This window comes from Kordiimonas pumila, from assembly GCF_015240255.1.
In the GTDB taxonomy this organism is placed as follows: Bacteria; Pseudomonadota; Alphaproteobacteria; order Sphingomonadales; family Kordiimonadaceae; genus Kordiimonas; species Kordiimonas pumila.
Window position 1 is genome coordinate 1,160,008 of sequence record NZ_CP061205.1, and the last position, 13,728, is coordinate 1,173,735.

Annotated in this window: 12 protein-coding genes; 5 read left to right on the top strand and 7 right to left on the bottom strand. The window is 45.6% G+C overall.

Annotated features, from left to right (window positions below):
* Nucleotides 1–69 precede the first annotated feature (69 nt).
* The 5 genes from ICL80_RS05120 (at nucleotide 70) to asnB (ending at nucleotide 6,754) form a co-directional block, all read left to right on the top strand.
* A complete protein-coding gene (locus ICL80_RS05120) occupies nucleotides 70–1,731 on the top strand; it encodes a cyclic peptide export ABC transporter (RefSeq protein WP_194215025.1) in 1,662 nt (553 codons plus the stop codon).
* On the top strand, nucleotides 1,721–3,373 hold the full coding sequence (locus tag ICL80_RS05125; RefSeq protein ID WP_194215026.1) for a cyclic peptide export ABC transporter: 1,653 nt from the start codon (nucleotides 1,721–1,723) through the stop codon (nucleotides 3,371–3,373). Before ICL80_RS05120 ends, ICL80_RS05125 begins: the two co-directional genes overlap by 11 nt.
* 23 nt (nucleotides 3,374–3,396) lie before the next feature.
* A complete protein-coding gene (locus ICL80_RS05130; RefSeq protein WP_194215027.1) occupies nucleotides 3,397–4,413 on the top strand; it encodes an acyltransferase domain-containing protein in 1,017 nt (338 codons plus the stop codon).
* Nucleotides 4,414–4,514: 101 nt separating this feature from the next.
* The gene (locus tag ICL80_RS05135; RefSeq protein WP_194215028.1) at nucleotides 4,515–4,784 is read left to right on the top strand and encodes an acyl carrier protein; all 270 of its coding nucleotides are present in this window, start codon (nucleotides 4,515–4,517) and stop codon (nucleotides 4,782–4,784) included.
* A complete protein-coding gene (asnB, locus tag ICL80_RS05140) occupies nucleotides 4,784–6,754 on the top strand; it encodes an asparagine synthase (glutamine-hydrolyzing) (RefSeq protein ID WP_194215029.1) in 1,971 nt (656 codons plus the stop codon). The genes ICL80_RS05135 and asnB overlap by 1 nt, the downstream gene beginning before the upstream one ends.
* On the opposite strand, the gene ICL80_RS05145 is transcribed toward asnB, so the two are convergent.
* From ICL80_RS05145 to ICL80_RS05175, 7 genes are read right to left on the bottom strand one after another with little or no spacing between them, the layout of a single operon-like run.
* Nucleotides 6,751–7,527 (bottom strand): enoyl-CoA hydratase/isomerase, encoded by a 777-nt coding sequence (locus ICL80_RS05145; RefSeq protein WP_194215030.1) that lies wholly within the window; start codon nucleotides 7,525–7,527, stop codon nucleotides 6,751–6,753. The genes asnB and ICL80_RS05145 overlap by 4 nt on opposite strands.
* A gap of 15 nt (nucleotides 7,528–7,542) precedes the next feature.
* Entirely contained in the window at nucleotides 7,543–8,772 is a 1,230-nt protein-coding gene (locus ICL80_RS05150; protein ID WP_194215031.1) for a beta-ketoacyl synthase N-terminal-like domain-containing protein, read from the bottom strand.
* Nucleotides 8,750–8,998 carry a phosphopantetheine-binding protein gene (locus ICL80_RS05155; RefSeq protein WP_194215032.1) on the bottom strand — a complete coding sequence of 83 codons (249 nt, stop codon included), beginning with the start codon at nucleotides 8,996–8,998 and terminating at the stop codon, nucleotides 8,750–8,752. Before ICL80_RS05155 ends, ICL80_RS05150 begins: the two co-directional genes overlap by 23 nt.
* A gap of 38 nt (nucleotides 8,999–9,036) precedes the next feature.
* Complete coding sequence (locus ICL80_RS05160; RefSeq protein WP_194215033.1) at nucleotides 9,037–10,293, bottom strand: hydroxymethylglutaryl-CoA synthase family protein; 1,257 nt, start codon at nucleotides 10,291–10,293, stop codon at nucleotides 9,037–9,039.
* Nucleotides 10,293–11,558 (bottom strand): cytochrome P450, encoded by a 1,266-nt coding sequence (locus ICL80_RS05165; protein ID WP_194215034.1) that lies wholly within the window; start codon nucleotides 11,556–11,558, stop codon nucleotides 10,293–10,295. The genes ICL80_RS05160 and ICL80_RS05165 overlap by 1 nt, the downstream gene beginning before the upstream one ends.
* Nucleotides 11,559–11,572: 14 nt before the next feature.
* Nucleotides 11,573–12,619: a TauD/TfdA dioxygenase family protein gene (locus ICL80_RS05170; protein WP_194215035.1), complete on the bottom strand. Its 1,047-nt coding sequence runs from the start codon at nucleotides 12,617–12,619 to the stop codon at nucleotides 11,573–11,575.
* On the bottom strand, nucleotides 12,606–13,709 hold the full coding sequence (locus ICL80_RS05175) for a linear amide C-N hydrolase (RefSeq protein ID WP_194215036.1): 1,104 nt from the start codon (nucleotides 13,707–13,709) through the stop codon (nucleotides 12,606–12,608). The genes ICL80_RS05170 and ICL80_RS05175 overlap by 14 nt, the downstream gene beginning before the upstream one ends.
* Between the last annotated feature and the right edge of the window lie 19 nt (nucleotides 13,710–13,728).

The following is a 13,728-nucleotide window of genomic DNA, read 5'->3' on the forward strand; positions in this document are numbered from 1 at the left end:
CGGCTTTTGGTGTATTGGTTTCCCATCACTTAATAACCGAACAGTTCCATATACCAAAGGGTAGGCTGAATGCATATTCTTCGATTACTTCGACTTAATAAAGTTCGTTTTACATGGAATATGCTCTATGTGACTGTTTTGGCGGGCTTGGCGAGTGCTGTTTTGCTGGCTTTGGTTAACACAGCTGCAGAGAGAACCCATTTGGGTGAACCTGTTAGCGCCCAGCTGGTTATTCTATACCTGATTACCTTTGGTATTTTTTATGTTTCAAATCAGGCATCTCTGTACCGGGCAAACCAGTTCGTGCAAAGTCGCTTGAACGTTCTCAGAAACCGAATTGCCAGTAAAATTCAAAAAGCAGACCTTCGTTCTCTTGAGCAGATTGAACATGGGAATATCTATTCAGTTCTTTCGCAGGAAATGAATCATTTCAGCCATCATTTTACTTTGTTGTCCAGCGCGGCACAAAGTGCGGTTTTATTAGTTCTATGCCTTGGCTACATAGCGTTACTGTCCTTTGCCGCTTTTGTAGTTGTGACGAGTGCCACTGTTTTTGCGTTATTTTATTTTTGGCGCCGCCGGGTTGTCCTGAATGACGCTATGGTTTCAGTGAATATACGAGAAGCTGAAATGCTAGGGTCCCTGCAGCATTATACAGAAGGCTTTCAGGAAATTCGCCTTAACGCCGATAAAAGCGATGCGCTGCACGCACAATTTCAAAAAATCATTAATGAGCTGGAAGAGATTGTGGTTGGTGTTGGGGCTAAGTGGGTTGTGATGCTGTTATTCAGTAACGCCTTCCTTTATGCGCTGGTTGGTGTCGTAATCTTTATTTTACCGCTCTTTTTTCAGGGGTATACCGATACAATCTATAAAATTGTGACAGCGTCTATTTTTCTGGTTGGGCCTGTTTCTGCCATCACTTCGGCGGCGCCTATGTTTGTGAAAGCTAACATTGGATTGGGTCATGTTTTTGAATTGGAAGAAAGCTTGGAAAAGGGCCAAGAATTTGAAGATTACCACGCCGCCCAGTCGCTTCATTTCAATAAGTTTAAATCTATACGCTTGGAAGATATTAAGTTCCGGTACCACAAGGAGAAGGATGGATTTCAAACAGGCCCATGGACATTGGAGATTAATCGGGGCGATTGCATTTTCCTGATGGGAGGAAACGGTAGCGGTAAATCAACAGCCTTTAAGCTAATCTGCGGTTTGTACCAGGTCAGTGATGGTAAGATTTATGTTGATGATGTGGAAGTCATCAAAAAACTTCTGCCCGAATATCGCAGCTTATTTTCGTGCATTTTTCCTGACTTTTATTTGTTTGATGAGCTTTACGGTCTAAGAGGTGTTTCCCCGGAAAAAGTCAACGAAATGATTAAATGGATGCAGCTAGAGGATAAGGTTACTTTCCAGAATAATCGGTTTTCAACACAGGACCTATCTAGCGGGCAGCGCAAGAGGCTTGCGCTTATCGTTAGCATGCTGGAAGACCGCGAAATATATTTGCTGGATGAATGGGCTGCTGATCAGGATGCTCATTTCCGCGAACTGTTTTACGTTGAAATCCTGCCAAAATTAAAAGCGATGGGCAAAACGGTTTTGGTGATAACCCACGACGATAGATACTGGCATGTTGCAGATCGCAGTATTCATCTTGAAACTGGAAAAATGCGAGAAGGTGCGCCCAAAGGGTATTTCCTTGGCAATGGGGGCGACAATGGCAATTAGGCGATTCCTGCAAGAGGCGAACCCCAAAGACATAAAGAAAATGCTCTGGCTTACACTGGTTGCCGGATGCGCGAATGCATTCCTTATTGTTGTTATTAACCAAGTTGCCGTTTTGATAGCGCAAGGTCAGCGCCCTACATGGTTTGAGGTTATCACGTTTCTGACAGCCTTTGTTTTGTATTATGTGTGCAATAAAAAGGCTCTATTGGACGCGAATAACATTATTGAAAATCTGCTTAAAAACTTGCGCATAAATATTGCTGATAAGTTACGGCAGTCTGAGTTGAGAACGGTTAATAAAGTGGGCAGGGGCAGGCTGTATTCTTTGCTTGCGTATGAGACAAACCACCTTTCCGTAACGTTTCCAATTCTAGTGGAAAATTTCCAACAGGCTGTGTTGCTCGCCGTTGCAATGATTTATTTGGGCTACTTATCTCTTGCGGCTTTGGCGGTTTTCTTCATTGCGGTACTTTGCGGAATTTTGATCTATGCGTACATCAATGAAAATTACAGTGAAGTATTAGAAACTGTTGCGCGCCAGCAAGAGAAAGTCCTCGATTTATACGGTGATCTTATTCATGGCAGTAAGGAAATCAGACTAAATCAAAAGCGCAGCAAAGACATCATGAATGTTTTTTTCAATGAGTCTGATAATACAGAGGAATTATTAACAAATTCAGGTAAACAGTGGACCATGATGGTGCTGTTAAGCGCCTTTGTAATGGACCTGATGCTTGGCATTGTGGCTTTTGTCTTCCCTCACTATATTGAGGGGCATAGTGATATTATTTTCCAACTTATACCCACTTTGCTGTTCTGTTTTGCACCTCTGTCTAAAATGGTGGCGCATTCTCCTTTGTTTATTCGTGCGGGTGTTGGGTTATCGAGCATTTACCAAATGGAAAAGGAAATTGAATCCGCGCGAGGCGTTTCTACAGCAGTAGCTAGAAACAAGGGTAAGAAGTTTCAGGACTTTAAGGAAATAAGATTTAAAGACGTTATCTACGAATATACGGACAAACAGGGTGCGGCTGTTTTTACCTCCGGCCCGTGGGACCTAGAAGTAAAACGCGGCGAGCTGACTTTTTTGGTTGGCGGTAATGGCAGTGGCAAATCCACAGCCCTACGGCTTATGTCTGGGCTTTATAACTGGGATGCGGGCCAATTATTTGTCGACGGCGATGAAGTTACTGTAAAGGATGTGGCGGGTTTCAGGGAATTGTTTACAACAATTTTCAGTGACTTCCATCTGTTTGACCGCTTATACGGCCTGGAGCATGTTGATCCTGAGGAAGTTGAAAAACTCTTGAAGATAATGGACCTTGCGGACAAAGTTCAATTTAAAAATGGACGGTTTAGTGACACACACCTGTCAACGGGCCAGCGTAAACGGTTGGCGCTGATCACCGCTATTCTTGAAGACCGTCCAATATATTTGTTAGATGAATGGTCAGCCGAGCAGGATGTTCATTTTAGAGAGTATTTTTATACTTCAATACTAACTGACCTTAGAGCCAGAGGGAAAACGGTTATTGTTGTCACGCATGATGAGCGGTTTTGGCATTTGGCTGATAGGGTTGTGAAATTCGACTTGGGTCAAATTGAATGGGACAGTAAAGGTGACAAGAGTTCATATAATTAATAAATCTGCTCATAGTTTAGTCGATGAATGCTAATTTAGTAAAAGAAGCTCAGTCTATAGATATTCATTCAGATAATAGCGTATGTTTGCTTTTTTCCGGGCAGGGTTCCCAGTACCGGCAAATGGGGCGTGAGCTATATGACCATATCCCTTCATTCCAAAATACTATGCAATTGCTCGATAGTGTTTTTCAGGAAGAAGTCGGTATGTCGGCCCTTGCTGATTTATACGACGACCACCACCTGAAAAGTGATCGGTATGACAAAACACTGCTAACACATCCGGCAATATTCATGGTGCAAGTATCTATTGCCAAAACCTTGATGGCCAACGGTATCAATGTGACAGCCGTTTTGGGGTCAAGTTTGGGGGAATATATCGGTGCAGTTGTGGCTGGTGCCGTAGAGGCAGAAGACATGATGCGTGCTATCGTGCGATCTGCCATGATAATTGAAGAAAATTGTGAAAAAGGTGGGATGCTATCAGTTTTGGGTCCAGCTGGGCTTTATTATGACGATGCTTTCATTAGAGAGCAGACCACATTTGCTGGCAAATATATGGATGCGTTGATAGTGCTTGCGGGGCAGCCGCAGGCACTCAAGGACGTTCAAGGGTATCTTGCCAAGAAAGAGGTGATTTCCGTAATGTTGCCCGTGTCACATGCGTTCCATAGTGCAGCACTTGATGTTTGCAGGGAATCTTTGGCACAGGTGTTTTCAGATTTTGAGGTTCATCCCCTGAAAATGAAATTTTATTCCTCCCTTAAAGGGGGCGAAGTACACAGCCTGTCTGCTTCACATTTTGGCAAAGTTGGGCGAAACCCCATTAACTGTGCTAGTGCTCTCTCAAGTCTTTTATTGGCAAATAATTATGATACGCTTGTTGATGTTGGTCCGTTTGGCTCTTTAGCGGGCATAATTAAAAAAATGCCTGAGGCTAAAAGTAAGGCATGCCATGTGATTTTGTCTCCCTTTAACAGTTCATTTGAGACGACTAAAGGTGTCCTGACTGCTCTTACCGGCGCTCAGAAAATCATTTAACCCGGCCTATGGGACAGCGGTTGACTTGCAGGGCATAAATAATTGTTATAATTATAAAATTTATTGCATGGATAGCAGGAAGCATTGGGGTTTTGTTTATTATGGATAATAAAATTCGCACTTTTATGGAAGAACAATTCCTGATTGAGTTTGATGAAACGTTTCCTGAAAACAGTAACCTGTTTATGGAAGGTGTCCTGGATAGTTTTGGATATGTTGAATTGTGCCATTTTTTAGAGCGTGAATATGACATTAAATTCTCCGAACGCGAAATGACCAGCAATGTTCTTGTGAGCTTAACCCAAATACAGGAGGCGGTTGCGCTGAAGGTTAAGGAAAAAGATAACGCGTCTGCTGTGGAGGGGCGTTAATGTGCGGTATTGTGGGGCTTGTAAGTGCTGACTTCCCTGCTGGTGAATTGCCGCAAATAATCTCTAATGCCTTATCTGCTATTGGCCATAGGGGGCCTGACGGTTCTGGTTATGTTGTGGCGGATGATTTTGTTATGGGAACCGTTCGGCTTGCTATTCTGGACCAGAAAGCTGGGATACAGCCCATATCAGATGAAGAGGGCCGGTACTGGCTGTGTTATAACGGTGAAGTTTATAATTACCGTGAATTGAAGGCAGAGCTGGAAGAAAAAGGCCACATTTTTAAAACCCAGTGTGATACCGAGGTTGTACTGCGGGCTTGGATTGAATGGGGAGAAGGCTGTCTGTCTCGTTTTAATGGGGGCTATGCTTTTGCGCTTTATGATCGCCGTACCAAACGAATGGTTTTGGCGCGGGACAGGTTTGGTAAACGACCGCTATTCTATCACGTTAGGGGGAATGCTCTCTATTTCGCATCCGAAATGAAAGCCTTTTTGGCCATTCCGGGCTTTGCTTTTGAACAGGATCCGGCACAGCTTGGGTCTATTGTTGCGCAGTGGACGCCCTTGCCAGATCAAACAGGTTTTAAGCATGTTCACAGTTTGCCAATGGGTCAGTTTCTATCGTTCCTGAACGGTGAAATAGCATGTCATACATACTATCAGCTTACTTTTGATAGCTCGAGACAAGTTACAAATGAAAAAGACGCGGTTGAACAAATAAGGGCGGAACTTGATAAGAGTGTTTCCCTGCGCCTTAGAAGTGATGTTGAGGTGGGTGTTTATCTCAGCGGTGGCATCGATTCTGCCATTGTTGCGCATTTAGCAAGGCAATATAATAATCATGACCTCTACACGTTTTCTGTAACATTTGAGGACAGTCAGTTTGATGAATCGCTAGAGCAAAACTTGGTCTCTCAGCACATTGGAACCAAACATCTAGCAAAGCATATCACGTATAAAGATATTGTGGATGCGTTTCCGGATGCTGTTTATCACGCTGAAATTCCAGCATTCAGAAGTGCCTTTGTGCCCATGTATTTATTGTCTGAATTAACCGCAGAAAATAATATAAAAGTAATTCTAAGCGGTGAGGGGGCAGATGAAGCATTTTTAGGATATGACCTGTTTAAAGAAACTATCCTGCGAAGTGAATGGGATGATTTATCCGAGGACTTGCGTAGTGAGCGGCTTAGCAGTTTTTACCCGCACCTCGCGCATTACGCAGGCGGCAGTAATGCTGCAGTTGCAGGCCTTTATCAGCAATTTTCCAAAGAAAATATGCCGGGCTTATTTTCACATGAAATTCGCTTCCAAAATGGCCGCTTTTCTGCACGTCTTATGATGCCAGATGGCGCGCAAGATCCTTTTGCAGACATTATGGGCTTAACACAGTCGAGCGGGGAATTCGCTTCTATGTCGGCTGTACAAAAAGCGCAGTGGCTTGAATATAAAACATTACTGTCAGGGTATTTGCTATCGACCCAAGGGGAGCGTATGAGCTTATCACACGGCGTTGAAAACCGGTGCCCTTTTCTTGATCTTGCCGTTATTGACGTAGCGGCTGCAACCAACCTGAAGTTTGATAATGGCTTTCGGGAAAAGCGTTTACTGAGAGAGGCGTTTCGGGCTGATCTGCCAGCTGAGGTGGTGGATAAAAGGAAGTTTCCTTACCGTGCGCCCGATACCGAGGCCTTTATCGCTGAAAAGCCAGATTACCTGGACCTTGTTTTGTCAGATTCTGAACTTTCAAAACTACCGTTTATCAACAAGAAGTTCGCAGGCCTTTTGACGAAAAAATTGATAAATACTGCGCCGGAAAAAATTTCAACAAAAGAACACCAAACTTTCATGTTCTTGTTGGGTATTGCAATGACAAACCACTTTTTTGTGGAGCGCAGTGGGCGCGGTGCATCGGGTAAACTTGGTAATCTGCCGCCCTTGCAGAAGGTCGTTGATCTGCGGACTTAGGCTTCCCAAGGGAATTTCAGTTCATCCACATAGCGTTTAATATTGGCTTGAATTTTGGCGTCTGAGAACATGCTTTGGTTGGCATCTGTGGCAGGCTTTCTTGTTGCCAGCAAGTCATTGCCGTGAATGCCGTTCATGTAGCTTTTGTAGGTAGTGATAGCTTGCTTATCCAGCCGTTGAAGTCGGGTAAGGTGTTGGCGAAGCATAAGCGCGGTATTGTCAGATGTTTGATCAACAAGGTGCCATGAAAGCGCCTCCTGCACATCAATAGTCTTGGTCATTAACGTCATATAATGCGCTTTCTGGCGGCCAACACGGCGTATAAGAAAAGGCAGTACACATGCTGGAAAAAGCCCAAACAACATTTCAGAAAGACCAAAGGTTGCCGATGGCCCGGCAAGCACGACATCTGATGCTGCAATAAAGCCAATCCCACCTGCATTGACCCGGCCTTCAACTAGTGAAATGGAAACAAAAGGGCCAGAAGTCATACGGTGCCATATATCATATAACTGGCCTGCGTCTGGCGCCGCACTACCGCTGGCCGCGGCATTAAAGTCACCACCTGATGAAAAAGCCTCGCTATTCCCTTCTAGAAGCAGGATAGAAATGCCGTTTTGCGCATCTGCGCAGTAACGGGTAACGGCATCAAATTCTTCTACAAGCTGCGCATTTATACTGTTTCCGGCCTCTGGCCTGTTGAACTGAATGCTGCAGATTTTTTCATTCACTGTCACAGCAAGGGTTTCGAAGTTTTGGTGGTCTAACGTCATGGGGTGAACCCTTTATTATTGTGCTGCTGTTAAGACGAGTGCTGTATTAATACCGCCGAACCCAAAGGAAAATTTCAAGGCATTTTTGATAGCATGCTGTTCGGGAACTGTTGAAGTAAACTTTAACCCTGGATCAACGGGTTGATCAAGGTTACGGCACGGGTGAAGTTTGCCGTACTTCATTTGCAGGAACACGGCTGCGGTCTCTATTGCCCCTGCAGCACTCAAGCTATGACCAATAAGAGATTTAGTCGTATTGATCCACGCGTGGTCAAGGCCTAATGCCTGATATGTACTCGCTTCGGTTTTATCACCGAGTGGTGTGCCGGTTGCGTGTCCGTTCACATAGTCGATATCTTTATTTGTCAGGCCCGCTTGCTTTAGGGCAATTTGGGCGGCCTTTTGTTGGCCCATGCTATCAGGCTCCGGCCCGCGGCTGCCATCAGGGACGGCAGCGCCGCCAGCGATAAACCCGTAAGGGCTATGAGTGCCATTGCACCGTTCTATAACAAGTGCCGCGCAAGATTCGCCGTATATAAAACCATCACTGTTCTGAGACATTGGACGACAAGCCTTTTCGGGGCAGTCTGTATTACTTGCGCCTCCCATCGCCCCCATTGAACGCATTGTATAAAGGTTCATGAGGGAAATATCTTGCAGTGCCCCAACCGCAATACACACATCAACACGGTCCTCTTGTATGGCCCGCATGGCTTGCAAGATAGCAGCGGCCCCACTTGCTGAGGCAGCGTTGGTGGTTTCACAAACACCGCGAATAGGGAAGGTTGATGCCAAAACTGCCGCAATTTCGGTGTCGAGGAATATATGCCCCATTCGAGGGGGGATAAAGGAAGTACGGTCTTGATAGGCAGCTATTGCAAGTTCCTGCTCGCGCGCCATTAGGGCCGTGCCGCCAACAACAACACCTATTCTCTCAGGGTCATATTTATCAAGCCCGGCTTCAAGCCATGCTTCCTGTACAACAGACACGGCAACACGGGCAGATAGGGATAATGTGCGCTCAAGCCTAGCCGGTAAATGAGTTTTTTGTATCTCTGGTATTTCAACGCCGATGAAAGGGCTGTGGCCTTCTTGTGTCTCTCTGCCTTCGCGGGATAGATATGAAAAAAGATTGGGAGCTGTATAGAGGGCATCACTAAACGCTTCTTTGCCAAAGCCTGCACCACAAGCAACACCAATACCGATTACTGCCAGCGGGCTTTTATCCTTCGGATTTTTTAGCATGCAATAACTCGGAAAGCTCACCAAGGTTTTTAGGCCCGTGAAGGGATGTCATGGGAACAGTAAGGTCCATAGCCTCCAGCGTTGCTATAAGTATCTCTGCTCGCTCCATTGAGTTGATTCCAATCTCGGTCATGGATGTCTCTGCCGTGATTGGCTGGTCAATCAGTTCTGGAACACATTCATGAATTTCAGAGATTAGAATATTTAAAATGTCTGTTGTGCTCACTGATTTTCCTTTTGGGTGATGTGGTAGATGACGGGCCGTTATACCCAGCGATATTCGCGATGATAGTCTGACACGCCCTCTAATACGAGCCAGTTTTTACCTGTGCCGTTTGATGATACCCCCGGAATGTTATCAAGACTAATATTGGCGTCTTTGGTGCCAAACCGTAAAGTCTGTTCACCACTAAGCAACCATTCATATTCGTCCATGGACAATAGATGACGCTTTTTTAATGCCTGATCAATGTTCATTTTAGCTAAGACTTTTTGGCCATCTGGCGTTACCGTGCCGCTAAAGAACTCTGAGCAACACCCTGAGCCGTATGAAAAAATCCCGATCCTGAGGGGGGCACTGATAGGCGCGTTATCAATAACACCTGTTAAAGCAACAAAAATACCGCCCCCTGCCGTATTGCCAACTCTGCGACCATACGCGAGGCTGGGCATTAGCCGCTCATTAAAATCGCTTTCAATTTCAGGAGAGGGTGTTTTGTATAGTTTGCGCATCAAATGGCGGTGCGCCCCTTTTACCATGCCACCAAAGGGTGTGTGGAAACAGAGGTATTGGAAACTTTTCTTAAAGTCGGCTCCTTCAACACGGCGCGCGTAATCAGTATAGGCACCGTTGCAGCAGTCAAGATAGGCCATCAGTGACAAGTCTGCATCTCCGGCTTCTGTGTCTGGGCCGGGTCTGCATGTGTCCATAACTTCAAAGGCATGATTACCGTATGCCCCGGGGTCAATCCGGAATATATCGGGCTTGTCAGAAACCAGCATGGCAACAGCCCCCGCGCCAGATGTCGGCTCTGAATACGCCCATTCTTGCACTGCATTTTTATCGTCTAGGGCAAATCTTGAAATATCAGTGGTAATAACAAGTGCTTTGGCACCCGGCGATGTTCCCGACAAAAGAAAATTAAGGGCCATTTGCAGGCCAGCAGCCCCTGAGTAACAAGCTTGCTTGATTTCAAACAACCGGCAATTGGATGGCAGATTTAAGAGGTTGTGGATATAAGTGCTGATAGACTTGCCAAAATCGATCCCTGATTCAGTACAGGTGACAACCATTTCTATGCGGCTTTTTTCCTCTTCACTTAAGGCATCAATGATCGGTTTAGCGGCATTAACCGCGAAGCTCACAGGGTCTTCACAGGGAAGGGCAACGGTTTTTTCGTCAATCAACAGATTTTCAAATCTATTGATTTCAAGGTTTCTGTATTCAGCTAACTTATGAACATCCAGCGAAGCACGCCCGCCGTACAGGTTCATGGCTTCAATGCCAACATTTTGGTGCATTAGTTCGCCTCTACTTGAATAGGCAGCGAGGCAAGGCCCCGCGCGTTTAATCTGTCCAGCCGCCATTCTGGTTTACCTGCGAACTCAATTTTTGAAAACTTGTCGAGAATAGAAGAAAAAACGATAGAGGCCTCAAGTCGTGAAAGCGGCGCACCAATACATACATGGGGGCCGCCGCCAAAGGTCTGATGCGGGTTTGGTGTACGGGTAATATCAAAAACAAAGGGATTTTCATAGCGCCGTGGGTCATAATTTGTGGCGCTAATCATCCCCATGACCATAGCTCCTTCAGGGATTTTTGTGCCGCCTATCTCACACTCTTTTGCGGCAATACGCAGGATCATGGTGCCGCTTGGTTCAACCCTTAGCATTTCTTCTATCGCTTTATGCATCAGGCTACGATCAGCATGTAGTTTTTGCCTTTGATCAGGGTTTTTAAGCAGTAGATACATACCACTCCCAAGGAGGGATACGGTGGTTTCATGGCCTGCAAGCACCATTGACATAAGGTTTATCAGCGTTTCTTCTTCTGTCATTGTGCCATTATCTAGTGCTTTAATGGCCATATCCATCAGGCTGTTGCCGTCTTTGTGGCGGCGGATAGCTATTTCTTCTTTTAAATATGCTTTGAAATTATTCTGTGCGTCCAGTGCCTCTTCTTTTTGGGCGTCTGTTAGCAGTATGTCGGCTAACCGGATAATAGCGGCACTCCAGCGGCCAATTTCCTCGTCAAGAGTGGATGGGATATCAAAGAGGTTACACATAACCCGTAAGGGCAGTGGCCCCGCCACCGCTTTGACAAAATCCACAGGTTCACTGACAGGTAGTTGGTTGAGCAACTGGCCACATTCGGCCTCTATCATCGGTGACAGGTTTTTCATCATTTGGGCACGAAAAGCGGGGGTGTAAACATCGCGCATTCTTTTATGATCAGCGCCGTCATTATTGATTATTTGGGGCTGGTTTCCACTTAGAAGCTCAAAGCCCACAGGGTCTTTTGCCCGGTACTCTTCTGTGTTCCAGCCGTCTTTCCATAGCCTTGTATCGCGCCGCATATCAGGAGATTTCATGATCTGCTGAAATTCAGCGTGGCCTAGTATGAAATATATATCCGAATAGGTGTCATGATGTATGGGCCCCTCTTTCAGTAATTCATGTAATGTTGGAAAAGGGGTTGTAATAAAGGCATGATCAGTGATGGTGCCCCACCAATCAGTTGTACTGTTCGTGGGGCTATTGCTTGTTTTAATATTTGAAACACTCATTGCTCTTTTGTCGCCTATTCATCGTCTTTCAAAGGAAATGGGTGCCAATATTCGCCGTTATGTTCCCCCGGTGCGGCTTCGCGTGTTTTATCCCACTCGCGTGTACTTTGAAGGATAGATATTTCCACTTGTGTACGGCGCAAGGCACGCTTGGTTGTTGGGTCAACTAGGCCTCTGCGGTGCATGGTGCCATTGCAGTTCCATATAACCAAATCGCCTTCTTTCCACTCGTGTGAATAAAGGAAAGGTTCGCGGATGGTTTTGCTGAAAACATCTTTAATGAGGGCATCACTTTTAGCACGCTCGTATCCCACTACGCGGTCCATATCATGGAAATTCAGGTACAGGAATTTTTCACCCGTATGAGAGTTTTGTTTCACCAAAGGCTGGCTAACAGGGGCTGTGTTTTCTGGCATGTCGACAAAATCAATTTCAGGAAAAACCATACAGTGCAGCACCCGCAGGCTTTCATATTTTTCCTGTGCCGCTTTATCAAGTGCAGCAAAGGCCGCTGTTGTATTGGCAAACTGTGTGTGGCCTTCACGTTCTGGTACAATGACAGGGCTTAGAATGTTGATAACCTCTACATTCATTTTCTCTGTGTCGCCCGTGTGCCAGCAGGATGTGCCGTGCATTTTATACTGATCTTTCATGTCCAGTATTACGTTTGGATCATGGTCTGTGTCGCACAGTTCTGGCCCATTTATGAAAAACAGTTGGTTGCCCTTATTCAGAATTGGCAATTGGCCAAGCTTGCCCACTCTGCCCACTTGCGCATCTGCTTCTGCGGGCGGTGCCCACGTGTGCAGAGTTTGGTCGCGCTGTTTGCCCAGTGCTGCTGTAATGGCATCCTGCTGTTCGCCGTCGATATGTTGGTCGCGGATTACAAGTACCAAGTGATGGGCGAGCAGTTCTTGCAAGGTATCAATAACAGCGTCACTGATAGTACCTGTGAGGTCCAGCCCCCGAATTTCTAGTACAAATGTTTCACTTAATTTCGCGAGTGTTACATTGGCAAACTCGGCGGGCATTCCCATTGTACTTGTTTCAGTTTGCAACATTTTGGGCACCCCTTTTTGTGCTAATGGAATCTTGGCGTTGAATTTTTAATTCGGATAAAGGCTTGAAGTCAGTATTTACTATACCGAATAGTTTTTGGTTGCGCGGGTCAAGCCAGCGTATCCCGGAGCCTTTTTCAAAATCAATCGTCGTAACATCTATTTGTATCAGGTTTGGCGCTTCCACAGCCGTGAAAAAATACTGCAGGTTTGTCAGGTCTGACAGGGAAATCCACCAAGTCGGGTAGCTAGCACCAGAGGTGTACGGCGCACCAAAAGGCGATGCTGCTGTACGCATTACGGATAAAAGGTGTGACTGGGGAAAGGTGGAAAAGTTGGTTTCAGGTAAAAATTTTGAATAGTAGCTGAGCCTTACAAAACGATCTTCTGAGGATACGTTTCCGGGTAAAGGTTTGTTGCCCCCGAACGTTTCGTAGTTTTTCAGGTTTTCCACTTGTTCGGTGTAGGGTGGATTATTTGTAAGCACAGTATACTGTGCGCCATGTTTAATGGTTTTAATGCCATTCACAAATTCAATGATGGCAGAATCACCGGAGCTATCTTCCATGGCCATATGGAAACTCATTGGATTGCCGTCTAATATACCGGGCGCAATATGGATATGTTGCATTGCAGCCAAGGCTTCATCAACAGACGCAAAATTATCAAGAATATACCTAACCCATCGCAGCGTGTTGATAGCCGGTAAATCTTTTTCATCGTGTACAAAAACTGATCCCTGTAAGTAAAGGGCATGTGCCGCCAGGCCTTTTTCGTTGATGCCGTCTGTAGCGCCGTCCTCCCAGCTAAAATCCCCTTGCTGCATCAGGTATGTGGAGATGGCGGTTGTGACGCTGCCGTATTTGGATGTCCACGAATAGGGATTTTTTTTCTCGCCGCCGTCCATTTTTGTGCCACGTGGGTTAATATAAATCAAGCTACCGAGGGAATGGTACCAGTCAAAAGTGCGCCCAGACATAACGCGCGTATCGTTGATGTTCCATAGTAGGCGGGAACAGGCCTCAACTGTTGGAATTGATAGGCTAATAACGGTAATAAGCGTCAGTATTATTGTTGAGCGATTGTATTTCATAACAAACCTGAGCGTGATA

Bases quoted from the DNA above. Each gene is read 5' to 3' on its own strand.
- ICL80_RS05165 (WP_194215034.1), bottom strand. From the start codon at position 11,558: ATGAGTGTTTCAAATATTAAAACAAGCAATAGCCCCACGAACAGTACA.
- ICL80_RS05135 (WP_194215028.1), top strand. From the start codon at position 4,515: ATGGATAATAAAATTCGCACTTTTATGGAAGAACAATTCCTGATTGAG.
- ICL80_RS05125 (WP_194215026.1), top strand. From the start codon at position 1,721: ATGGCAATTAGGCGATTCCTGCAAGAGGCGAACCCCAAAGACATAAAG.
- ICL80_RS05150 (WP_194215031.1), bottom strand. From the start codon at position 8,772: ATGCTAAAAAATCCGAAGGATAAAAGCCCGCTGGCAGTAATCGGTATT.
- ICL80_RS05130 (WP_194215027.1), top strand. From the start codon at position 3,397: ATGAATGCTAATTTAGTAAAAGAAGCTCAGTCTATAGATATTCATTCA.
- ICL80_RS05170 (WP_194215035.1), bottom strand. From the start codon at position 12,619: ATGTTGCAAACTGAAACAAGTACAATGGGAATGCCCGCCGAGTTTGCC.
- ICL80_RS05145 (WP_194215030.1), bottom strand. From the start codon at position 7,527: ATGACGTTAGACCACCAAAACTTCGAAACCCTTGCTGTGACAGTGAAT.
- ICL80_RS05120 (WP_194215025.1), top strand. From the start codon at position 70: ATGCATATTCTTCGATTACTTCGACTTAATAAAGTTCGTTTTACATGG.
- asnB (WP_194215029.1), top strand. From the start codon at position 4,784: ATGTGCGGTATTGTGGGGCTTGTAAGTGCTGACTTCCCTGCTGGTGAA.
- ICL80_RS05160 (WP_194215033.1), bottom strand. From the start codon at position 10,293: ATGCACCAAAATGTTGGCATTGAAGCCATGAACCTGTACGGCGGGCGT.
- ICL80_RS05175 (WP_194215036.1), bottom strand. From the start codon at position 13,709: ATGAAATACAATCGCTCAACAATAATACTGACGCTTATTACCGTTATT.